Source organism: Marinobacter sp. DUT-1 (assembly GCF_050379415.1).
GTDB lineage: Bacteria > Pseudomonadota > Gammaproteobacteria > Pseudomonadales > Oleiphilaceae > Marinobacter.
In genome coordinates, this window is record NZ_JBNRLS010000001.1 from 1,115,038 (window position 1) to 1,137,860 (window position 22,823).

Here is a 22,823-nt window from a genome sequence, read left to right on the forward strand (position 1 = left end):
ATCACCTGTATCAGTTTGCGCCCGTGAGCACTTTGATGCGTGCCCCCATTGGCGGAATCTCGTCTGGATCAATCGCTATATCCAGCAAACATGGCCCCGGGCGCCCCAGGATGCTCTTGATATCCAATTCCAACAGCGACTCCATTGACGCAATGCGATAGGACTCAATCCCCATTGCCGCGACCATTGCAGCATAGTCGATGACCGGCAACTCATTCGCGATTGCTTCTCCTCCCCCGATTGCCTGGCCGTGTCGAACCATACCCAGGGCCGAATCATTGAGCACAACCAGCAGCACATTGAGATTCTCCTGCAACGCAGTGGTCAGCTCCTGCCCCGCCATCAGGTAACTGCCATCGCCTGTGAAGCAGATCACCGGCGCACCCCGGACCGCCTCCGCTACGCCTATGGAAGCGCCAATGGCCCATCCCATGGAGGAAAAACCGATGCCGATATAAAAGGGTTGCCCATGAACCCTGGTGTTATCCCGAGCACCGGTGTTCCAGTGATGTATGCCCCAGAGATAACTGTTTCCGCTATCAAACAGAACATGAGCATTGTCCGGACAAATATCGGACAAATGCGTCATCAGCGCTTGGGGTTTCACACACCCCTGCCGGGTCAAACAACCAGTACGAAGCTCGGGCGCAATAAATGCAGGAAGTTCCTCAGCGCTAATGGAAACGCTCTGACGGCATTGCGCTTCCTCTTTCATGGATTCCAGCAATCGTCTTGCGACGACTCCCGGATCCCCCAGCAAGGTAGAGGCTGCGAATGCCGAGCGGTACAAATGATCAGGATGATCGGAAACGTGAATGAGTCTCTCGTTCATCATGCCATCGGGATTCCAGCCTGATGTCGTCACTTCGTCCAAGCCACTGCCGACCAGCACAACCCGTTCAGCGCACTCAGCGCTCAACACCCGGGTCGCGCTTTCATGACCAGCGAAACCGAAGACCCCCTTGTTCAGCGGGTGGTAACTGTTGATCAGCCCTTTGGCACGGGGAGTGGTCACCAGATTCCAACCTCTGTATTCAGCCAACCTCACCCAATCCTTCACAGACGCTTGCGCCCTCTCACCAAGCACTACGGTCACATTCCGGGCGTCACGGACCAACGTGAGGGCTTCGCTCAGCGCCGTTTCAGGCGGCGCCCCTACCTGTGCAATCACAGGATTCATCGTGCAGGGTGCCCCTTCCCGGGTCAAACGATGTCTCATCACATCGTTGGGAATTGACAGGTGCACCGGGCCCGGCCGCGGTCCGAATGCAAGGCTGATCGCCTGAAGGAGTTTCGGTTCGAGCTGATCGGGGTGAGAGACGAGCGAGTTGTACCGGGTGCACTCAGCCAGCATGCGCAGAGTGTCGATACTTGTACAGGAGCTCTCCTGTAGCGATCCCTGGCCAAAGCGCTTCAAAGCAGTTTGTGCAGTGATTACCAGTACCGGCACGTTGTCGGCATAAGCCGCAGCGACGCCCGTGATCAGGTTGGTGGCCCCCGGGCCTGCTGTGGAACACACTACCCCAAGTCTTCCGGAAGCGCGGGCATAACCATCCGCCATAAAGGCCGCGCCTGTCTCGTGCCGGGCAGTCACCGGGCGAATAGTCCCTCGTCGGCGGCTTCTCGCCAGGGCGTTATAGAATGGCTCTATACTTCCCCCCGGAACACCGAAAACGTATTCGACTTCCAACTTCTCCAGATACTCAAGGATCAGATCACCGCATTCGAATACCACTGCTACAGGTTCCTTATTCGACGGCTTTGGTCAGCGTTCAACAAGTGGCAGTGGCATAGGCTTCCTGATGCCATAACCTTGAGCATAATCGATGCCCAGGTCTGTCAGGGCATCCTTGATAGCGTCGTTTTCCACAAACTCGGCAATCGTCTGCAAGCCGGCTGCGTGGGCAATCCGGTTACAGGCATCCACAATCCCGTGGTCAACCGGATCTTCCAGCATGTTTCGGACAAAACCACCGTCGATTTTCAGGTAATCGATGGGCAATGCCTTCAGATAGGAAAAGGAGCTCATTCCCGAACCAAAATCATCCAGGGCGAATTTGAATCCGTCGGCGCGCAGTTTATCGATAAAACCGATAGTCTCGTTGAGGTTGGAGATGGCTGTGGTTTCCGTGATCTCGAAACAGATACTGGACGGCCTGATGCCATACTCCAAGGCCTTGTCCCGGATATAACGATAGAGCCCTGCATCGCTCAGGGAGCTGCCCGAAAGGTTAATAAAATACGTATTACCATTTTCCTGACTGAAGTTACTGGCTCTGACGGCATCGAAGGCCAGCTCAATCACGCGCCGATCAATCCTGGGCATCAGACCGAAGCGCTCGGCGCCCGGGATGAATGCACCCGGTGGTACCAGGTCGCCATCGTACTTCAGGCGCACCAGAAATTCTGTGTGGAAACTGCCGCTGCTACTCCCGGAAAGAGCCTGCATTTGCTGGTAATACAGAACGAAATGGTTTACGTCTGACCGAAGCGCCTCCTGCAAACGCCCGAACCAATCCATGTCGCTTTGTCTGCGACGCATGTCCTGATCGCTGGCCTGGAAAAGCTGGACATTGTCACGCCCCCGGTCCTTGGCCGTATAACAGGCGAGATCAGCCTGACTCAGTGCCTCGCCTGACGACCGGGTTTGGGGGATTATCTGGGCCATGCCGATACTGAGTGAAATCGAAAAGATCTTTTTCTCCCAGATAAACCGGTATTCCCGCACCTCTTCGCAGAGTTTTTCAGCAATCTCTCTGGCATGAAAAACATCACAACCGCGCAGCAGAATGCCAAACTCATCGCCTCCAAGCCTGGCAAAGATGTCATCCACCCGGACGATCCGTTTCATACGGGCTGAAAGCTGTTTCAGCAGCTCATCGCCAGCAAAGTGCCCGCAAGTATCGTTCACCACTTTGAACTGGTCGAGATCAAGAAAGAGCAGGGTATGGTTTTCCCCGGTACTGCGCGTCTCATCGATGGTCAGTGACAGCCGGCGCTCGAACTCCCGCCGGTTTACCAGTCCGGTGAGACTGTCGTGATACGCCAGATGCTCGAGTGTCGACTCGGCACTACGTTTCTCCCTGCGGACCTGGGCTTCCTGCAATTCTCTCTGGATCGCGGGGATCAACCGGGCGGTGTTCCCCTTCATGATGTAATCCTGGGCGCCGCCCTTCATTGCCCGCACTGCCTCATCTTCGCCAATCAGGCCGGAGACGATAATAACGGGCAAGTCAGGGCAGGCCTGCCTTGCAAGCTGAAGAACGGAAAATGAAGTAAACCCGGGTAACACGTGGTCTGTAATAACGATGTCCCAGATACTTTCCTGAAGAGCCTCCTGTATCGAGGCCTCGCTATCCACCACCCGGTATTCCGCCTCAAGGCCCCCTATGCGTAATGCTCGCATCAGGAGCACTGCATCGTCCTCGCTATCCTCCACCAGGAGGATCCGAAGCGACGGGTTCGTTACCGCTTTCAACACCGTCTCACTCATGGCATTCACCTGACTCGACTGAAGGAAGTGAATTGACGTTCAACCAATAGTTTGCCAACACTTCCATGCGCTCCTTGAACTCTCCGTAATCAATCGGTTTGGTAAGGTAGCTGCTTGCCCCGAAGCGGTATGCGTCGGCAAGTTCATGTGGTTCATCTGTCGACGTTATCATGACGACTGGTATCCACCGGGTATTGGTTGATGACCGTAACGCTTTGAGCACTTCCAGGCCATTGATTTTGGGCAGTTTGATATCCAGGAGGATGACTGCAATCGAGTCGAGATCAATTGTGGGGGGGCCGCTGTCAGAACCAAGCAAACAATCCAATGCTTCCTGTCCATCGTGCAACACGTGAATCGCGGTTTTATTTACAATTCCCGAGAGTGCTCTCACCGCAAGAAACTGATCATCCGGGTTATCCTCCACCAACACGATCGATCTTCTATCCATTCAATATAAATCCGCTTTCTTAACCCATTGAAGACAAGTGTGACGGCTCCTGCCCATCCTTCCTTGCCGTCCATCAATGCTTCGACTGGAACCCTGGATTGCTTGTACTTCTCGGCAATTCTACGAAAAAAGAGGCGCCTTTATTTACTTCAGATTGCGCGCGAACGCTTCCTGCATGGCGATTGACGATACGGTAAACCGTTGCAAGCCCAAGACCGGACCCGGGGAAATCGCTCGGTGAATGCAAACGATTGAAGGAAACAAACAGTTTATCCGCGTATTTCATATCAAAGCCTACACCATTGTCATCGATCTGGATGGTAACTGTGTCGGATTGGCGCTCAGCGGAGACCCGGATTTGACGCTCCGGCTGCCGCGAGGAATATTTCCAGGCGTTCTGGAGCAGGTTCTGGAAAGCCACACGAAGTAACCTCTCATCACCAGCCACGTAGATACCGTCCTCGATCTCGACAAGCGAGCGCTTTGTTTCGTCAACTTCCTTCAGCTCCTCAACAATCTCCTTGAGCATTGTCGAAAGATCGATAACATCAACATCGAGCTGTTTCCGGCTTACACGGGAAAGTATCAACAAACCGTCGATCAGACTTCCCATCCGCGTCGTGGCCGCTCGTATCCGTTGCAGGTAATCCTTGCCGGTAGCGTCCAACTGATCGGCGCAGTCTTCTTCCAGCGCCAGACCAAATCCCTCAATTGCGCGCAGCGGTTGCCTCAAGTCATGGGACACAGAATAACTGAAGGCCTCCAGCTCGCTGTTTGCAAGGCGTAATTGCGATGTGCGGGTTTCAACAACACGCTCCAACTCATACTTGCTACGAGTAATACGCTGATTCTGTTGCTGAATTGTACCGATCATGTCATTGAAAGCCATGCCCAGCCGGCCCAGCTCATCATCGCCCGCGACCCTGACCCGGACAGAGTAATCCTCTTCCCGGCCGATGGTTTCAACTGCGTCAGAAAGCTCCTGAATCGGTTGTGAAACCAGACGCTGCAGTCTGAACGCGATCATCACAAGAATGGAAATAATCGTTATTGAAATAACCAGCACAAAGAAAATGAATGTGCGGATATGTTGACGCAGAACTTCGAGCCGGGATTTCAGAAAGAAAAAACCGACAGCCTCCCCTTCGATGAGAATCGGCCGCATCATGGAGTAATAATCTTCTGAAAACCCGTCAGCCGGCGCAGCAGACAGGGACGGACAGACCTCTTCTGCTTCGTCCTCAAAGGCACTTAACACACCCCCGTCGGCGTCATAGATGCACACCTGCTCGATGGTTCCGATCTGGTCGAGGCTGGCAATGATAGTGCTCAGTTGGTTGCGATCCCTAAAGAGCACCGCCGCCGCCGACTGCTCCGCCAGAATACTTGCGACTGTGTTGAGTTCAGATTCGAGCTGCTTCTTGTATACCTGATGTTCGACGACCACCAGACTGATACACACAAGAAAGATTCCAAGGCAGCTAACGGACAGAGTCAGAAGTAACAGCTTGGCCTTGAGAGGCAGAGACCGCCAGTAATTCAAAGTGGTCATCGGAGCACCCTAACGGCAAGTTCAAGCAAGCGGGAATTTATCAGCAGCCCGGCATCCTTGGCAGCCTTTAGATTGATCTCGAATTTGATGACGTTGCCCTGCTTGACGTAACCAATGACACCACCGCTATCAATAAACCCCTTCATGTCGCTGACGGTCAGGATGCCCTTGCTGATAGCGCGCTTCGCAATTTCAGACAGTTCACGAGGAGCCGAGGAGTTTACGAACATAACCTGGCAGGCATCAGACTGCTCGATCTGATCAATAAAAGAGAGGGAAATGGTGCGTCCCTGCGCGCTGCGACCGCGAATTGGCTGAATAGCGTCCCAAACCTCTTTGTCATCAAGTACACAAAGGGAAAGGTTCGACGTTTCAGGTGGCGTCTTCCACTCGACAAAGCGAGTGAAGTTGTATAGATACGCCGCCTTGATTTCAGCTTCTGAACTGACCTCTGCCTGCGCAAGGACGTCGTGAGCGGCAAGCAACAAAGCGAAGATAACTACCCTGAGCACTCCCGGGGCTCTCCTTGTCATTCTTAATGGTTATTCCTGCACGCCCGAGTCTCAAGGTTCGAGTACAAGTCTTGAAGCGAAGAGTAGCATCGGTAAGGAGTCGATAAAACTTAAGGGGTCAAGTTATAGCGTATCTGTGTGATAAACCATGAGGTTTCACCCTCCGGAGTCCTGACGATGACCTCGTCATCAAGACATTTACCAATCAACGCACGGGCCATGGGTGAATTGATGCTGAGATAGCCTTTGCTTAAATCAAACTCGTCCGCGCCCACCAGTCGGAAGGTCTGTTCCTTGCCGTCCTCATCCTCAACAGTTACCCAGGCGCCGAAGAACACTTTGTCCCGTTGCTCAGGAAGCCGATCCACAACGGTCACTTCTTCCAGGCGCTTGCTGAGAAAACGAACCCTCCGGTCGATCTCGCGCAACTGTTTCTTGCCATAGATATACTCGGCGTTTTCCGAGCGATCGCCAAGGGCAGCAGCCTCTCGTACAGCCTGGGTCACCTGCGGACGTTTCTCCTTCCAGAGGTATTGCAGTTCCTTGCGGAGCGCCTGTTCGCCCTCCGGCGTGATATAGCGCGGCCGGGCACCGCCGTTACCGGATGCCTGATTCATTTGGGTGTGATTCCTCTGTTGCCCTGGCCCGGGAAGCGGCCATAAAAAAACCCCGTAAGAACGGGGTTAAGGCTAGCGCTGTGCTGGAGGGAGAAGCAAGCGGTTGCTACCGCTCCTTCCTGTCTACAATACCCATTCTCCACACATCACATTACCCCGCTGTGGCCAGCGAATTACCTTTTTGACAGGCTTTGACCAGGTCCAAATTAGGTTGCACAGCCTAGAGCAACGGCGTTAGCGTTCAGGAATAGCATTTTCGATCGATTGGATACTGACGGAGATCCGACCATGAATACACAGAAGCTCATGCAGCTGGCACTCAATGGCGTCGATACCTTGGGTTACAGGCTCGAGCAGCTGGGCGTGACCAGCAAGATCAATCGCCACAATCTGGCAGCCTTCATGTTCGCCGAACAGAAGCACTGGGAAGGCGAGTGGGACAGCATTCAGGCGAAGGTGGATCGCCGGCGCTCGCAGTTCGAGCACCTGGCGCATGACGTCGAGAGCCGGGCGAATGCAGTGATCGGTCCGGTCCGCGACCGCTTCAACCGGTTCCGTGCCAGCCAGTAATCAGTGGCCTGATGTTTCTGCCGGTGCCTTGGTCTCCGCACCGGCAGCTTCCCCCGATTCTGCCTGGGTCGCCTTGATCCGTCTTCGGGCGGCAGTAAAAGCCGGCATCCGGACCGTTACGGTCAGCCCCGGTGATTCCTCTCCCGGGTATGTGTCACTCAGAACGATACGCCCCTGATGGATTTCAGCAACCGCACTGACCAGGCTCAGACCGAGGCCGTTACCGGGCAGTGACCGGCTCTTGCCGACCCGGTAGAAACGCTGAAAGACCTGATCCTTTTCATCATCGGGAATACCGATGCCGCTGTCCTGAACCTCGAAGATTGCCTCGTTGCCTTCACGCTTGACCACAATACCGATCCGGCCTTTTTCCGGCGTGTACTTGATGGCGTTATCGATCAGGTTGCTGATCATCTGGAACAGCAGGTCCCGATCCCCCTCGATCATCACGCCCTTGGCCAGGGATTGCTCGAAATCCTGTTCCTTGTCTTCCGCCAGCGCTTCGTAGAGCTCACAGGCATCGGACACCAGCTCGTCCAGGGAGACCACCTTCATGTCGGCGGCATTGCCCCGGGTTTCCAGGCGGGCAATCCGCAGCAGGGCGTTAAAGGTGGCCAGCAACTGGTCCGCCTCGGCGACCGCCTGGCCGACATGCTCCCGCGCTTCCTCGTCGTTCACCGTGATCAGGGTGTTTTCCAGCTGGTTGCGGAGGCGGGTCAGTGGCGTCCGCAAGTCATGGGCAATGCTGTCGGAGACGTGGCGGATCCCCTCCATCAGGTACACGATCCGGTCCAGCATCTGGTTGAGGTTTTCCGCCAGCTGGTCGAAATCGTCGTCGGTACCCCGGGTGGGTATGCGCAGGGACAGGTGGCCGTTCATGATCCGGCGGGAGGTGTTGTTGATCACCTCGATCCTTCGGGTGGTACTGCGGCTCATCAGGAAGCCGCCAAGCAGGGCCAGAGCCAGGGTGATGCCCATGCCCCAGTTGATGGCGGTTTCGATCACCCGCTTGAGGTTGGTCAGCTCATCCACATCCCGGCCGACCAGCAGGCGCAAACCGCCCTGGACCTCGAAAATCCGGGCACGGGCCAGCCGCTCCGGGCCGGTCCAGCCCACGGATTCGTTCAGGGTGAAATTGATCCAGCCGCTCTCCGAACGGCTGCCTTCCGGCCAGGCCTCAATGTTGCCGGCCAGCTTGAGGAAGTCATCGGTGGTCAGCAGATAGATGGATTTGGCATTGGGGTCCCGGGCAACCCGCTCCCGGATGATGGTAATCAGGCCATTCACACCACGGCCCCGGTACTGCTCCGCCAGACCGGCGATTTCCGCCTCAATGGTCTGGTCGGTCTGGGCAGTCATAAAGCCCGCTGTACGCCAATAAATGAAGGCCAGTAACAGGAATACCGAGGTGGCAAAAACCACCATGTACAGCAGGGCAAGCTGGAAGGTAGAGGTTCTTAGCTGACTAAGCAGTTTCACGCAGCATGTATCCTGCACCCCGGATGGTTTGCAGCAAGGGTGTATCGAATTCCTTGTCGATCTTGGCGCGCAGGCGGCTGATGTGAACGTCGATCACGTTGGTCTGGGGATCAAAATGATAATCCCAGACTTTTTCGAGCAGCATGGTCCGGGTCACCACCTGCCCGGCATTGCGCATCAAGTATTCCAGCAACCGGAATTCCCGCGGCTGCACGTCAATATTCTTGCCGGCACGTTTGACGGTGCGGGCGAGCAGATCCATCTCAAGATCCGCGACCCGCAATACGGTCTCGGTCTCGGCGGCCTGGCGATGGCGACGGATCAGGGACTCGATCCGGGCCAGCAGTTCCGTAAAGGAGAACGGCTTGGTCAGGTAGTCATCACCACCTCCACGCAGCCCTTCTACCCGGTCATCCACGTCGCCCAGGGCGCTGAGAATGAGCACCGGGGTCTGGTTGCCAGTGGCGCGGACGGTTTTGATGATGGACAGACCATCCATTCCCGGCAGCATCCGGTCGACGATCATGATGTCGTAATCTTCACTGGCCGCCATCATCATGCCTTCCTTACCATCGGCGGCATGATCCACAACGAAATCGGATTCTTTCAGTCCCTTTACCAGGTAATTGGCTACGTCCTTATCGTCTTCGATTACCAGTGCTTTCACCGGTTCCCCTCCTGATAGCGGATAACATTAACTGTAAGGTTACGGAGAAGACTAAAGTCCGGCCAGTTACGATCTTGTAAGAGGGTGTCGCCTTAGGCGACGGTCACACCGGGCCAGAGAACCACGCCAGCGACGCCCCCGTTTCCCCGGAAGGCCGGTACTCCGCACTTACCCAGCCATCGTAGTCCAGACGATCAATCGCCGCGAAAACATTCGAAAAGTTAATCTCCCCGGTACCCGGCTCGTGACGGCCCGGATTGTCGGCAAACTGGATGTGACCAATCCACGGCAGCAGGCATTCCATGGTCCGGATCAGGTCGCCCTCCATGATCTGCATATGGTAAAGATCGTACTGCAGGCGCACATTGTCCATCTCCACTTCCTCGATGAGGGCCAGCACCTTGCCCGAGGTATCCAGGAAGAACCCGGGCATGTCCACCCGGGAATTGATGGCCTCCAGGCACAGCGTGATCCCCTCGGCATCCAGCTTTTCGGCCGCGTAGCGGACATTGGCAACCAGGGTTTTCCATGCCGTCTCCTCATCGAGGTCTGCGGGCTTGAGCCCCGCCAGGCAATTCACCTGTCGACAACCCAGTGCCTCGGCATATTCGATCGCCCGGCCGACACCTTCCCGGAATTCATCTACCCGGTCCGGCAGGCAGGCAATGCCCCGCTCACCAGCATCCCAATCCCCCGGCGGCAGATTGAACAGCACCTGGGTCAGGTTATTGACCTCCAGTTCCCGGGCGATATCTGCTGCGGGGAAGGCATAGGGAAACAGATATTCCACACCTTCAAAGCCGGCCTCCCGGGCTTTGGCAAAACGCTCCATGAAATCCACTTCGGTAAAAAGCATCGACAGATTCGCGGCAAAACGGGGCATAACGCTTACTCCTTGGGGCCTCGACCAAGAGAACCCATCAGGGTTCCGTTCAGGTGTTCCAGTTCCAGCAGCAGACCGCTGTGATCGACATCACTGTGGCCATTGGCCACCAGGGACAGATACTCATTATGCACCTGCTGGGACAGCGGCAGGGTCAAACCTTCCGCCCTTGCCTCATCCAGAATCATGCGCAGATCCTTGAGCTGAATCCTCGACGGCGCACCCGGTGCAAAATCCCGGTCAATCATCCGCTGCCCATGCAGCTCCAGAATCCGGCTACCGGCAAAGCCACCCATCAGCGCCTCCCGAACCGCCGCCGGATCGGCCCCACCCTTGGCCGCCAGCAACAGCGCCTCGGACACCGCCCCGATGGTGATGCCCACAATCGCCTGATTCGCCAGCTTCGCCAACTGCCCGGCACCTACCGGCCCGATGCGGGTACATTTGCCCATGGCCTCGAACACTGGCCGCGCCCGCTCAACATCCGCCTCCGAGCCACCAGCCATGATACTCAACCGCGCCTCGGCCGCTCCCAAGGTACCACCGGAAACCGGCGCATCCACATAAACGGCGCCCTGCTCCCGCGCCAGTTCCGCGTGCCGACGGGCCAGAGAGGGCTGAACCGAGCTCATATCGATCACCAGCGCACCGGACTTCAGCGCCTCAATGGCGCCCTGCCCGACCAGCACGTCCTCAACTACGTCACCGTTCTCCAGCATAGTGATCACAATGTCCGCCTCGCGAACCGCGTCAGCCGGCGTTTCCGCAATCGTCGCCTCCCCGGCAAACGGCTCACACTTACTGGCGGTGCGATTCCAAAGCGTCATCGGAAAACCCGCGTCCAGCAGGTTCCGCGTCATGGGCGCGCCCATCAGGCCGATGCCAAGGAAAGCAATTCGAGGATGTTGATTTGTCATTTCTTGTACTCACAGCTGTGTCGCGAAAGGCATTTGGGAGGGGCTTTCCAGAACCGTGCGGAGCCATGGATGGCGGAGCCGAGCGTACAGGGACGTATTCACAGCGTGTTCTGGAAAGCCCCTCCCAAATGACTTTTGCAGCCCGCCAATGCCAGCCATTATACAAACAAAAACGCCACCAACCGCGAACGGTGGTGGCGTTTTTTCAATCGCTTGGCGAAACCCAATCAGGCCGCTTCAGCCATCTTCACCTTGATCTTCTTCATGGCATTCTTCTCAAGCTGGCGAATCCGCTCTGCGGATACCCCATACTTGTCCGCCAACTCATGCAGCGTGGACTTGCTCTCGGACAACCAGCGCTCGCGCAGAATGTCCTGACTACGCTCATCCAGGCTTTCCAGAGCCTGCATCAGGCGACCATTGGAATCCTCGGACCAGTCCGCATTCTCCAACTGGGTCGCCGGATCACTGCGGCGATCTTCCAGATAGTGCGCCGGTGCCTGATAGGCCTTGTCGTCATCATCGTCCATCGGACCATCGAAAGCCGTGTCCTGGGAAGCCAGCCGGCCCTCCATTTCCCGGACAACCCGCGGTTCCACACCCAGGTCTGCCGCCACCGCGTTAAGCTCGTCATGACTCAGCCAGGCCAGCTTCTTCTTCTGGCTGCGCAGATTGAAGAACAGCTTGCGCTGGGCCTTGGTGGTGGCCACCTTCACGATCCGCCAGTTACGCAGAATGAACTCGTGAATTTCGGCCTTGATCCAGTGCACCGCGAAAGAAACCAGGCGCACCCCGTATTCGGGATTGAAGCGCTTGACGGCCTTCATCAGCCCGACGTTGCCTTCCTGAATCAGGTCGGCCTGGGCCAGCCCGTAGCCGGAATAGCTGCGGGCAATGTGAATCACAAAACGAAGATGAGAGAGTACAAGCTGACGGGCGGCTTCCACGTCGCCTTCATAATGGAGCCGTTCCGCCAGCTCCTTTTCCTCGTCCGCTGAGAGCACTGGGATGCGACTCGCAGCCTGAATATAAGACTCGAGATTGGCACCCGGAACCAGTCTGTCAACCAGTTGTAAACTCGTACCCATTCAGTTACCTCCGAACCTGACGACCTGCAAATATAGCAACTAAAAATTAGACCGCCAAGAACTTGATAAGTTCCCGAACTCTCCAGTAAAACGTTCTAAATCAACTATCTGGAAAATTCACTGTTGCTTTCGCTGATTCTCAAACTACGTCAGCGCAAGCTGTGTTTTCAATACGGTTTTCCCGCGACCCGGATCACCGTTCCGGGTCATCCACCGGCAATATCGCCGGGCTCTATGTCATCCAGATGACGCTTCACCGCGACCCATGCGCCAAGCCAGCCTAGCAGCATTGCCACAATAATCAACGCCAGTACCCCATCAAGACCAAGACCGACCAGGGCAAAGTCACTCCGGTACAGGCCGGCCAGCCGTTCGATGGGACCACTGAGCCACCAGAGCGAAAGTTGCAGCAGGATCCATGCGACTACTCCGCCACCCAGGCCATACCAGGCACCGGTATAAAGAAACGGCCGGCGAACGAAGGCATCGGTGCCGCCGACCAGCTTGGCCACCAGGATTTCGTCCCGGCGGCTCTCGATCGCCAGCCTCACCGTGTTGCCGATGACCAGGATCACCGCCGCTGCCAACAGGATCGCCAGCGCCCAGACTGCCCGGGCCAGCAGGTCGGTCATGGCATTGAGCCGTTGCAACCAACCCAGGTCGACCTGGACCCGCTCAACCCCTTCCAGGCCCCGGACAAACGTGACCAGCGCCTCCACCCCGGTGGCCGAGCGGCTACGCTCGTCCGGCGTGATCAGCAGGGTGTGCGGCAGGGGGTTCTCTTCAAGATAGTCCAGGGCATCTTCCAGGCCCGAATTGGCGCGGAATTCCGCCAGCGCCTGCTCCCGGTCCACGAGTTCAATGTCTGAAATGCGGCTGTCGGTGCGGATCTCATCCACCAGAGCCCTGGCATCCTCAAGCGGCACCTCCAGCTGGAGATAGGCGGTGACCCGGGCACTGCTCTCCCAGCCAGCACTCACGCCCTGCAAACTGGTCAGCAACAGCAGCAATGCCACCGGCAATGCCAGGGCGACACCCATAACCGTCCAGGTCATCCCGGTTCCCACCGGCGTCTTCCACAAACGGCGCGCACTGTCCCTGGACACCTTGCGGTGGTGATCAAAGTAACTCCGGGCCTGCTCCTTCCAGGGGGAGCGCCCCGTTTTGGCACCCCGGGCAGTATCGACTTTCCGACGTGAGTCAGTGGCCACTGACACCTCCCGGCGCACCCTGCAGGGGCGAGCTGCCGCCGGCAATCAGACGGCCGTGATCAAGCGTGAGGGTGCGGCGGTCCATTTCATTCACCAGGCCGATGTCGTGGGTGGCGATCAGCACGGTCACGCCCACCTGACTGAACCGGGTAAAGAGGTTCATGATATCGGCGGAAAGCTCCGGATCCAGGTTACCCGTGGGCTCGTCCGCCAACAGCACCGGAGGCTTGTTCACCACTGCACGGGCAATGCCAACCCGTTGCTGTTCACCGCCGGACAGCTGCATCGGATTCATCTTTTCCTTGTTGAGCAGGCCCACCTTATCCAGCGCCGCCCGCACGCGGCGGCCGATATCCCGGGGGGACGCGCCCATCACCTCAAGAGGCATGGCCACGTTGTCGAAGACGGTGCGATCAAACAACAACTGGTGGTTCTGGAACACCACACCGATATGGCGGCGGATGTAGGGAATCTGCCGGCGCGGCAGGCGGTTGAGGAGCTGACCACCAACCACCACTTCCCCGGCACTGGGCCGCTCCATCACCATGATCAGCTTGAGCAGGGTACTCTTGCCGGCCCCGGAGTGGCCGGTCAGGAAGGCCAGCTCACCCCGGTTCAGGCTGAAATTGACCTGCGCCAGCGCCGTGTGGTCGCTGTCATAGCGTTTGGTGACCTGGCGAAACTCGATCATCGGTGACTACTGCTCCGGGTAGAATGCGGCCTCAGTCAAACAGCGCGTCGACAAAGGTCTCGGCATCGAAACTGCGCAGGTCTTCGGCCTGCTCGCCCACACCGATAAAGCGGATCGGCAGCTGCAACTGACGGGCAATGGCGAATACGATACCGCCTTTTGCAGTGCCGTCCAGTTTCGTCAAGGTAATACCGGAAACCCCTACGGCCTGCTGGAATACCTGGGCCTGGCTGAGGGCATTCTGGCCGGTGCCGGCATCCAGCACCAGCATCACTTCGTGGGGGGCGGATTCGTCCAGCTTCTTCATGACCCGAACGACCTTGGCCAGTTCGTTCATAAGGTTTTCTTTGTTCTGGAGACGACCGGCGGTATCGGCAATAACCACATCCGTGCCGCGGGACTGGGCGGACTGGATCGCATCGAAGATCACCGAGGCGCTGTCGGAGCCTGTTTCCTGGGCAACGACCGGCACGTTATTGCGCTCGCCCCAGACCTGCAGCTGCTCGACCGCCGCGGCCCGGAAGGTATCGCCCGCAGCCAGCATGACCGACTTGCCATCGGCCTGGAATTTCTTGGTGAGCTTGCCGATGGTGGTGGTTTTGCCCACGCCGTTCACACCGACCATGAGAATCACATAGGGCTGCTTGCCCACATCGATCTCCAGGGGCTTGGTGACATCCTTCAGCAGGCCGTGCAACTCATCCCGCAATGCCTTGCGCAGCGCCTCACCGTCTTTGAGCTGATTGCGCTCAAGCTTGTCGGTCAGCGAATCGATTATTTCGGAGGTGGCGGTCACACCGACGTCGGCCATCAGCAGGGTAGTCTCGATTTCCTCGAGCAGATCCTCGTCAATCTTCTTGCCGACAGAGAACAGGTCCGCAAGACCACCGGTCAGGCTGGCGCGGGTCTTGCCCAGGCCCTGCCTGATCCGCTCGAGCACGCTGACCTGCGGCTCCGGTTCCGGCTCGGGCGCCGCCGGAGCAGGCGCTTCCACCGGTTTCTCTTCCGCAGGGGCCTCGGCAGGGGTCTCCGGCGCTGCCGGAGCCTCGGCTTCGGCGGAACTCTTCGCCTCGGGCTCTTCGGCCGGGGCCGGCCCCCTGGCTACCTCCGGCTTGCGCTGGGGAACAGGCTTCGGCCGGGGTACCCGCTTGCGGTTACCGGCGATGTCCACCACAAAGAAGAGCACCAGGAGGGCCAAAAGGCCGATTGAAATCCACTCTGCCGTCATAGTTCTACCATCTGTCTGGAAATGGGCGGGCGAAAACAAAGCCGACATTCTAGCAGACTGCTTGGTTTAAGTGAGGGGCCGCCGGCTTATCCACAGGGGAGCGGCTTTCCGGTACCATAACGGCGCACCGAAACACCTTGCCCAGCACCCCGGAGCACCCCATGGCCCAACGCAGAACAGCCCGTCGCAAACCTGGCCCACAGCCCCGCAAACCCGACGCTCAGAGCGGTAGCGGCGAGCTGCGCATCATCGGCGGTGACTGGCGCAGCCGGAAGCTCCGATTCCCCGATGCCGGCGGCGTGCGGCCCACACCGGCCCGAACCCGGGAAACTCTGTTCAACTGGCTGAACTATCACCTTGCGGGCGCGGACTGTCTGGATCTCTTCGCCGGTTCCGGCGCCCTCGGCCTGGAAGCCCTCTCACGGGGAGCGGGTGCCACGACACTGGTGGATCACACCCCGGTACTCGCGCGGGCCCTGCGGGATAACCTGCGTTTGCTGAAATCGGATAAGGGCGAAGTCATCTGCCAGACCGTCGAAACCTACCTGGCACACCGCCAGCGCCCACCCTTCGACATTGTGTTCATGGACCCGCCCTTCCGGCAGGGCTGGCTGGAAAGACTGTTTCCGCTGCTGGAGTCGCAGCAATGGGTGAAACCCGGAGGCTGGGTGTATGTCGAGTACGAAAGTGAGTTGGCAATGCCGGCGGTGCCGGGAGGCTGGCAACTGCATCGGCAGAAAACGGCTGGGCAGGTGACCTATTGCCTGTTTCGGGTGTCCGGGGAGTGAACGAAAAAGGGGTCAGATGAACGCTTTCATCTGACCCCTTGTTCAACGCCGTGCTTAGGCTGCCGGCCGCAGTGAGTAGGCCCGCAGATGCGCGGCAAAATCTTCCAGGTAGCGGATGCCACTGGCTTCCGCCTCCTTGCACCAGTCCATCAGTGCCTGCAGTTTTTCCTGGGGCTTGAGCCCGCGCTGGCGCCACAGAGCCTGGAGCTCATGACTCTTTTCATAAATCTGTCTGAGAATCTCATGCCGCTCCAGCACGGTTTCCAGGTGCTCTTTCTCCCGGGGCTGGATCAGCGTGGCTTCCCGTGACAGCAGGCGCTTGAGCTTGCGGTAGCGCGGGCGGATTTCGTCATCCATCAGCGCCTTTTGCTGGCGCAGGACCGGCTCCATCACCCGCTTGCGGTACTGGCGCATGATGTCGAAGCGGTTATTGGCAATCGCCATCACGGTTTCCACATCCACGTCCTGCTTGCCCGGCACGTAATGGGCGATGGGGCGGTAACCCTTGGGCTTGGCCAGACCGAACAGCTGGAACAGGCGAATGTACCCCCAGCCAATGTCCACCTCGTACCAGCGCCGTGACAGCTTGGATGAGTTCGGGTAGGTGTGGTGGTTGTTGTGCAGCTCTTCGCCGCCGATCAGGATGCCGATCGGTGAGATGTTGCGGGCATTGTCTGCACACTCGAAGTTGCGGTAGCCCAGGTAATGGCCGATGCCATTGACGACGCCGGCCGCCCAGACCGGGATCCAGAGCATTTGTAACGCCCAGATCCAGATGCCATGCACCCCGAACAGCATAAGGTTGAGCGCGGCCATGAGGATGATGCCCCAGTGCTTATGAGGGGTATAGAGCTTGCGTTCGACCCAGTCTTCCGGCGTGCGCTGGCCATAGCGTTGCAGGGTCTCGGGGGTTGCCGCCTCGGCGTAGAGCTCGGCGCCCTCGAGGAGCACTTTCCGAATGCCCAGGACCACCGGGCTGTGGGGGTCTTCCTCGGTTTCACACTTGGCGTGATGCTTGCGATGAATCGCCGTCCACTCCTTGGTGTTCTGGGCGGTGGTCAACCACAACCAGAACCGGAAAAAATGCGCCAGTGCCGGATGCAGGTCCAGCGAATTGTGGGCGGAATGGCGGTGTAGATAAAGCGTCACGCTCACGATGGTGACGTGCGTCAGGGCCAGGGCAACCAGAATCAGTTGCGGCACCGAGAGGTCAAGAAGACCGTTGAACCACATAGTATTTCCTCAAATTCAGATCCGCGGCTTGCAGCCGTTCGGCGGGCGATACATCAGGGTATTTCGCAAACACTCGAAGGGGAAACAAACCAACACCACAACTTTAGCGTACAGCTGTTCGCTGCAACAACCGAATTTGGCCGAAAATTTGTTACTGATTACACTTGTCTGCCCTGTTTGGTAACCATGCCCGTTGCAGACCACCGGAGACCGCCCTGCGTGCCCGAATTACCCGAAGTTGAAACCACCCGCCAGGGCATTGCCCCCCATTGTGAAGGCCAGACCATCACCGAAGTCACCGTTCGCAATGGCAGGCTGCGGTGGCCGGTTCCGGAGGACCTGGCCGAGCGCCTGACCGGCCAGGTAATCCGCAGTGTGGACCGGCGCGCCAAGTACCTGTTTATCAACCTCGATGGCGGCACCGTCATTGTCCATCTGGGCATGTCCGGCAGCCTGCGGGTCATCACCGACAACGCCCCGCCCCAAAGCCATGATCATATTGATCTGACCCTGGCCTCCGGCGTGATCCTGCGTTTCAACGATCCCCGGCGCTTCGGCTGCTGGCTCTGGACCGAAACCGCCGCCAGCCATCCGTTGATCGCCAATCTGGGTCCGGAGCCACTGTCGCCGGAATTCAGCGGCCCCCTGCTGTTCCGACTGTCCCGGGGCAGACAGACACCGGTGAAGTCCTTCATCATGGACAATCACGTGGTGGTGGGTGTGGGCAACATCTACGCCAACGAGGCCCTGTTCAAGGCTGGTATCCACCCGAAACGCAAAGCCGGCCGCATCAGCCCGGACCGCTACCACCGGCTCGCCGAAGCCATCCGGGAAACCCTCAGTGCCGCCATCCTGATGGGCGGTACGACCCTTCGGGATTTCGTGAACAGTGACGGCAAACCCGGCTATTTCGCCCAGTCCCTGCTGGTCTACGGTCGCGGCGGCGAGGTGTGCAAGGAGTGCGGCACCACCCTGAAAGAAATCCGGATGAACAACCGTTCCACCGTCTATTGCCCGAAATGCCAGCGCTAGTGTCCCAAAACGCACATTTTGCAACGAAAAATCGTTTGAAAATGCGCAAATATGATTCATAGTTAACAGAGGATTAATGCTCACGGTCTACAATAGGGTCGTCCTTTAAATGTCCGACCCTCATGCCGACATTGCCAAAACCGAGCATCTACAGGGCCGACAAAGTTCAGGAGACAGTACAATGACCCGCAAGATTTCCCGCACACTCATGGCCACCCTGGCAGCCTGCCTGATGGCTTTCTCATCCGTGGGCCATGCCCAGGCCGTCGATGAGACACCGTCTGCCCTGGCCATGACCGGAGACGCGCTCTTTGTTCGCCCTGCCCTGCTGGCCACCACCATCATTGGCAGCGCGGTTTACCTGGTGTCCCTGCCATTCTCCGCTCTCGGTGGCAACGCCGGTGAAGCCGGCGAAGTACTGGTGGTTGGCCCGGCCAAGGCCACCTTCGTACGCTGCCTCGGCTGCACCCGCACCGGCAAGAAACCGGAAACGGTAGAACAGTCGGGCAACTGATCCCCACGAATCCGTATTTTTCCGGCTTGTCTTGGCCGGTATTCTCCGGCAGCCTGAAGAAAATCTCTTCAGGCTGTTTTGTTTATGGTGGATTGGTCTTCCGTTGAGACAGTGTTCCTCGATATGGATGGAACCCTGCTCGACCTGCACTTCGACAATCACTTCTGGCTCGAGCACCTGCCCCGGCGCTATGCCGAGCAGTTCGACCTGCATCCGCAGCAGGCCAAAGACACCCTGATCCCCATGATCATGGCCGAGCGGGGCTCCCTTAACTGGTACTGCACCGATTACTGGAGCGAGAAACTGTCCGTTGATATTACCGGGCTCAAGGCCGAAGTGGGTGACCGCATCGGTTACCGCCCCCATGTCACGGATTTTCTCGAAGCCCTCAAATCTGCCGGGCTGCGCTCGGTGATCGTGACCAACTGCCACCCCGATCCGCTGGCCCTGAAGCTCGAGCGCACCGGGCTTGATCGTCTCGTGGACAGCATCGTTTCCAGCCACGACCTGGGAAAACCCAAAGAGGACCCCCTGTTCTGGCAGGACCTGAAGTCAGTAACTCCTTACACCGCTCCGGCTACCCTGATGGTGGACGACAGCTTCCCCGTACTTGAAAGTGCCCGGACCGCAGGCATCGGCCAATGCCTGGCCATCCTGGCGCCGGACAGTCGGCAGCCGGCGCGGGAACGGCATCCGGAGATCCCGAGCATCCACCATTTCAACGAAGTCCTGCCTGCACTTCGGCAACGCCAACCCCTGCCATCAAACCGGTGAGCCGGTTATAATTCGACCATACGCTCATCAGGTGAGGAGACATGACGGCGACCAACGCTGAGGAACAGAAGGTACGACTCGACAAATGGCTCTGGGCTGCCCGTTTCTACAAGACGCGCTCCCTGGCCAAGGAAGCCATCGAGGGCGGCAAGGTTCACTACAACAGCCAACGCAGCAAGCCCGGCAAGATCGTGGAAACCGGCGCCAAGGTAACTTTGCGCCTGGGCTGGCAGGAAAAGGTGGTGATCATTGACGACATCAGTGACCGCCGCCGGGGCGCGCCCGAGGCCCAGAAGCTCTATCACGAAACCGAAGAAAGCGTGAAACGTCGCGAGGAACTCGCCTGGCAACGTAAAACCATGCAGGCGGCCCAGCTACCTCCCGCGCGCCGGCCCAACAAGAAGGACCGCCGGGATATCCGGCGCTTCCGCGAACAGCACGGTATCTGAGTCCCGCTCCGGCGGGACCCACCAACCCTACACCCCGATTCCAGTATTCAATTTCCAGGAGACAGACCATGGCATCCCGTGACCAGTTCCAACGCTTTATCTTCGAGCACAGTCAGGTGCGGGGGGCCTGGGTACAGCTGGGTGAGAGCTTTCAGGAAATCGGTAGCCAGGCGCCCTATCCGGATTCCGTGCGAGAGCTGCTTGGGGAATCGCTGGTTGCCAGCGTGCTGATGAGCTCTTCCCTGAAATTCGAGGGCACGCTGTCACTGCAGGCCCAGGGCGACGGGCCGATCAGCACCCTTATGGCCGAGTGCAGCCACGACCGCTACATCCGTGGTCTGGCCCGGTTTGACGCGAACTCCATCCGTGAAGAGGATTTCGAGGCGCTGCTAGGCCAGGGACGCATGGCCATCACCATTACGCCGGCAACAGGCCAACGCTACCAGGGCGTTGTGCCCCGGGAAGAAAACAGCCTGTCCGGGTGCCTGGAAGAGTACTTCGAGCGCTCCGAGCAACTTGCCACCAGCCTGTTCCTGTTTGCCGACGAGAATGGCGCCGCCGGCCTGATGCTTCAGCGCCTGCCCGGCCACACCGAGGCGGACGACGAGCTCTGGGAGCGAGTCAACCACCTGGCCCGCACCGTCGAGGCCAACGAGCTTCTCGAGCTGGACAGCGAAACCCTGCTGCACCGCCTGTTCCACGAGGAGACCGTGCGCCTGTTTGACGCCGAGCCGGTCGCGTTCCGCTGCAGCTGTTCCCGGGAGCGGACCCTTGGCGCCCTGGAAGCCATTGGCAAAGAAGAGTGCTACAGCATTCTCGATGAACAGGGCGTAATCGAAATGGATTGCCAGTTTTGTCATGCTCACTATCGTTTCGATAGAAATGACATTGATCACCTTTTCACCGGTCATACGTTACACTGAACGCGGACTTATATTTGCCCGGAAGCCCCATCTGGCGCGGCTTCCAGGGCAGTCGTTTTTTACCGGCGTCTCTGGCATAATAGCGCGCCTGAATTGACCCGATTGCTCAGATTTCCGTCAATTTTGGGGGGACGGCCTGGGCAATCACGAAGACATCCCGAGGGCGAGGTCGAAGTGAGCAACACTTATACTGATCTGAGTACAGCACGACTGGTCGAGCTGGCACTGGCACGTAACGAAGGCCAGCTGGCTTGTAACGGTTCACTGGTGGTGAAAACCGGTGATCGTACGGGCCGGTCTCCTATGGACCGCTACATCGTCGAGGAGCCCAGCACCTCTGACGATATCCAGTGGGGGCCGATCAACCGTCCATTCGACGCTGACAAATTCGATGCCCTGTGGGATCGCGTGGAAGCTTACATCGCGGAAAAGGACCAGTTCGTTGCCCACGTGCACGTCGGCTCCGACCCCGAGCATTACCTGCCGGTGAAGATGGTCACCGAAACCGCCTGGCAGAACCTGTTCGGCCAGAACCTGTTTATCCGCCCGGACAGCTACAACCAGGCCGACAAGCAGGAATGGCAAATCCTCAACGCCGCCAACTTTGAATGCGTACCCGAGCGCGACGGCACCAACTCCAATGGCTGTGTGATCATCAACTTTGCCAAGCGCAAGGTCCTGCTGGCTGGCATGCACTACGCCGGCGAGATGAAGAAAGCGATGTTCTCTGTGCAGAACTTCCTGCTGCCAGAGAAAGACGTCCTGCCGATGCACTGCTCCGCCAACGTCAGCGAGACTGGCGAAACCTGCCTGTTCTTCGGCCTGTCCGGCACCGGCAAGACCACCCTGTCCGCCGATCCGCACCGTTACCTGATCGGTGACGACGAGCATGGCTGGGGTACAGGTACCGTGTTCAACATCGAAGGCGGCTGCTACGCCAAGTGCATCGACCTGAGCCAGAAGAACGAGCCGATTATCTGGGACGCCATCCGTTTCGGCGCCATCGTTGAAAACGTGGTGATCGACGAGGAAACCCGGGTACCGGATTACACCGACGTCTCCCTCACCGAAAACTCGCGTTGCGCCTACCCGCTGGAGCACGTGGAGAAGCGCGTGCTCGAGAACCGTGCCGGCGAGCCGTCCCACATCGTGTTCCTGACCTGCGACATGACCGGCGTCCTGCCGCCCGTGTCCATCCTTAACCGTGAAGCGGCGGCCTACCACTTCCTGAGCGGCTACACCGCTCTGGTAGGTTCCACCGAGATGGGCTCTTCTTCCAAGCTCAAGTCCACCTTCTCCACCTGCTTCGGCGCACCGTTCTTCCCGCGCCCGGCCGGCGTCTACGCCGAGCTGCTGATGAAGCGCATGGACGAGTTCGGCAGCAAGGTCTTCCTGGTCAACACCGGCTGGACCGGTGGTCCCTACGGCGAAGGCAGCCGTTTCAGCATCCCGACCACCCGCGCCATCATCGCCGCGATCCAGAACGGTGACCTGGATGATGTGGAAACCGAGCACCTGGATACCCTGAACCTGGACATCCCCAAGCATGTGCCGGGGGTCGATACCGAACTGCTGAACCCGCGTCAGACCTGGGTCAGCCCGGACTACTATGATGGCAAGGCGCAGGAGCTGATTTCGCAGTTCGTTGAGAACTTCAAGAAGTTCGACGTGGCCGACTCCATCGTGGAAGCGGGTCCGAAACTGAGCTGAGTTTCGAAATGAAAAAGGGGTCAGATGAAATCTTTCATCTG

At 58.3% G+C, this 22,823-nt stretch carries 23 protein-coding genes; 8 read left to right on the top strand and 15 right to left on the bottom strand.

What is annotated here, in order from left to right:
- Positions 1-10 precede the first annotated feature (10 nt).
- The 6 genes from ACQUTG_RS05105 to greB form a co-directional block, all read right to left on the bottom strand.
- Positions 11-1,735: a thiamine pyrophosphate-binding protein gene (locus tag ACQUTG_RS05105; protein WP_428918341.1), complete on the bottom strand. Its 1,725-nt coding sequence runs from the start codon at positions 1,733-1,735 to the stop codon at positions 11-13.
- A gap of 30 nt (positions 1,736-1,765) precedes the next feature.
- The gene (locus ACQUTG_RS05110; protein WP_428918342.1) at positions 1,766-3,493 is read right to left on the bottom strand and encodes a putative bifunctional diguanylate cyclase/phosphodiesterase; all 1,728 of its coding nucleotides are present in this window, start codon (positions 3,491-3,493) and stop codon (positions 1,766-1,768) included.
- Positions 3,486-3,944, bottom strand: coding sequence for a response regulator (locus tag ACQUTG_RS05115; RefSeq protein WP_428918343.1), 459 nt, complete (start codon positions 3,942-3,944; stop codon positions 3,486-3,488). The genes ACQUTG_RS05110 and ACQUTG_RS05115 overlap by 8 nt, the downstream gene beginning before the upstream one ends.
- 73 nt (positions 3,945-4,017) lie before the next feature.
- Positions 4,018-5,496, bottom strand: a complete 1,479-nt coding sequence (locus ACQUTG_RS05120; protein ID WP_428918344.1) for a sensor histidine kinase — start codon at positions 5,494-5,496, stop codon at positions 4,018-4,020.
- Positions 5,493-6,008, bottom strand: coding sequence for a YfiR family protein (locus ACQUTG_RS05125; protein WP_428918345.1), 516 nt, complete (start codon positions 6,006-6,008; stop codon positions 5,493-5,495). The genes ACQUTG_RS05120 and ACQUTG_RS05125 overlap by 4 nt, the downstream gene beginning before the upstream one ends.
- Before the next feature lie 110 nt (positions 6,009-6,118).
- On the bottom strand, positions 6,119-6,625 hold the full coding sequence (greB, locus tag ACQUTG_RS05130; RefSeq protein WP_428918346.1) for a transcription elongation factor GreB: 507 nt from the start codon (positions 6,623-6,625) through the stop codon (positions 6,119-6,121).
- Between the two features lie 288 nt (positions 6,626-6,913).
- Between greB and ACQUTG_RS05135 the strand changes: the two genes are divergently transcribed.
- Positions 6,914-7,195: a hypothetical protein gene (locus tag ACQUTG_RS05135; RefSeq protein WP_428918347.1), complete on the top strand. Its 282-nt coding sequence runs from the start codon at positions 6,914-6,916 to the stop codon at positions 7,193-7,195.
- Here the strand turns inward: ACQUTG_RS05135 and ACQUTG_RS05140 are convergent, their stop codons facing one another.
- The 8 genes from ACQUTG_RS05140 to ftsY form a co-directional block, all read right to left on the bottom strand.
- Positions 7,196-8,674: an ATP-binding protein gene (locus ACQUTG_RS05140; RefSeq protein ID WP_428918348.1), complete on the bottom strand. Its 1,479-nt coding sequence runs from the start codon at positions 8,672-8,674 to the stop codon at positions 7,196-7,198. It abuts the gene before it with no gap.
- Entirely contained in the window at positions 8,661-9,341 is a 681-nt protein-coding gene (locus ACQUTG_RS05145) for a response regulator transcription factor (protein WP_091998009.1), read from the bottom strand. The genes ACQUTG_RS05140 and ACQUTG_RS05145 overlap by 14 nt, the downstream gene beginning before the upstream one ends.
- Positions 9,342-9,444: 103 nt before the next feature.
- Positions 9,445-10,224: a hydroxypyruvate isomerase gene (gene hyi / locus ACQUTG_RS05150; RefSeq protein ID WP_428918349.1), complete on the bottom strand. Its 780-nt coding sequence runs from the start codon at positions 10,222-10,224 to the stop codon at positions 9,445-9,447.
- A 5-nt stretch (positions 10,225-10,229) separates the two neighbouring features.
- Entirely contained in the window at positions 10,230-11,141 is a 912-nt protein-coding gene (locus ACQUTG_RS05155; protein ID WP_428918350.1) for an NAD(P)-dependent oxidoreductase, read from the bottom strand.
- 227 nt (positions 11,142-11,368) lie between these two features.
- On the bottom strand, positions 11,369-12,229 hold the full coding sequence (rpoH, locus tag ACQUTG_RS05160; protein WP_428918351.1) for an RNA polymerase sigma factor RpoH: 861 nt from the start codon (positions 12,227-12,229) through the stop codon (positions 11,369-11,371).
- 206 nt (positions 12,230-12,435) lie between these two features.
- On the bottom strand, positions 12,436-13,440 hold the full coding sequence (ftsX, locus tag ACQUTG_RS05165; protein WP_113863906.1) for a permease-like cell division protein FtsX: 1,005 nt from the start codon (positions 13,438-13,440) through the stop codon (positions 12,436-12,438).
- Positions 13,430-14,131, bottom strand: a complete 702-nt coding sequence (gene ftsE / locus ACQUTG_RS05170; RefSeq protein WP_372986696.1) for a cell division ATP-binding protein FtsE — start codon at positions 14,129-14,131, stop codon at positions 13,430-13,432. The genes ftsX and ftsE overlap by 11 nt, the downstream gene beginning before the upstream one ends.
- Positions 14,132-14,162: 31 nt before the next feature.
- Positions 14,163-15,359 carry a signal recognition particle-docking protein FtsY gene (gene ftsY / locus ACQUTG_RS05175; protein ID WP_428918352.1) on the bottom strand — a complete coding sequence of 399 codons (1,197 nt, stop codon included), beginning with the start codon at positions 15,357-15,359 and terminating at the stop codon, positions 14,163-14,165.
- Between the two features lie 161 nt (positions 15,360-15,520).
- Here ftsY and rsmD point away from each other — a divergent pair, with 161 nt between their 5' ends.
- On the top strand, positions 15,521-16,147 hold the full coding sequence (rsmD, locus tag ACQUTG_RS05180) for a 16S rRNA (guanine(966)-N(2))-methyltransferase RsmD (protein WP_428918353.1): 627 nt from the start codon (positions 15,521-15,523) through the stop codon (positions 16,145-16,147).
- 54 nt (positions 16,148-16,201) lie between these two features.
- Here the strand turns inward: rsmD and ACQUTG_RS05185 are convergent, their stop codons facing one another.
- On the bottom strand, positions 16,202-17,380 hold the full coding sequence (locus ACQUTG_RS05185; protein WP_428918354.1) for a DesA family fatty acid desaturase: 1,179 nt from the start codon (positions 17,378-17,380) through the stop codon (positions 16,202-16,204).
- A gap of 219 nt (positions 17,381-17,599) precedes the next feature.
- Here ACQUTG_RS05185 and mutM point away from each other — a divergent pair, with 219 nt between their 5' ends.
- The 6 genes from mutM (at position 17,600) to ACQUTG_RS05215 (ending at position 22,782) form a co-directional block, all read left to right on the top strand.
- Entirely contained in the window at positions 17,600-18,412 is an 813-nt protein-coding gene (gene mutM, locus ACQUTG_RS05190) for a bifunctional DNA-formamidopyrimidine glycosylase/DNA-(apurinic or apyrimidinic site) lyase (protein ID WP_428918355.1), read from the top strand.
- 181 nt (positions 18,413-18,593) lie between these two features.
- On the top strand, positions 18,594-18,926 hold the full coding sequence (locus ACQUTG_RS05195) for a hypothetical protein (RefSeq protein WP_113861591.1): 333 nt from the start codon (positions 18,594-18,596) through the stop codon (positions 18,924-18,926).
- A gap of 84 nt (positions 18,927-19,010) precedes the next feature.
- Positions 19,011-19,700: a GMP/IMP nucleotidase gene (gene yrfG / locus ACQUTG_RS05200; protein ID WP_428918356.1), complete on the top strand. Its 690-nt coding sequence runs from the start codon at positions 19,011-19,013 to the stop codon at positions 19,698-19,700.
- Positions 19,701-19,741: 41 nt separating this feature from the next.
- Positions 19,742-20,149, top strand: a complete 408-nt coding sequence (hslR, locus tag ACQUTG_RS05205) for a ribosome-associated heat shock protein Hsp15 (RefSeq protein WP_428918357.1) — start codon at positions 19,742-19,744, stop codon at positions 20,147-20,149.
- A gap of 68 nt (positions 20,150-20,217) precedes the next feature.
- Positions 20,218-21,072: an Hsp33 family molecular chaperone HslO gene (gene hslO / locus ACQUTG_RS05210; RefSeq protein ID WP_428918358.1), complete on the top strand. Its 855-nt coding sequence runs from the start codon at positions 20,218-20,220 to the stop codon at positions 21,070-21,072.
- A gap of 174 nt (positions 21,073-21,246) precedes the next feature.
- Positions 21,247-22,782, top strand: a complete 1,536-nt coding sequence (locus tag ACQUTG_RS05215; RefSeq protein ID WP_428918359.1) for a phosphoenolpyruvate carboxykinase — start codon at positions 21,247-21,249, stop codon at positions 22,780-22,782.
- Positions 22,783-22,823 lie beyond the last annotated feature (41 nt).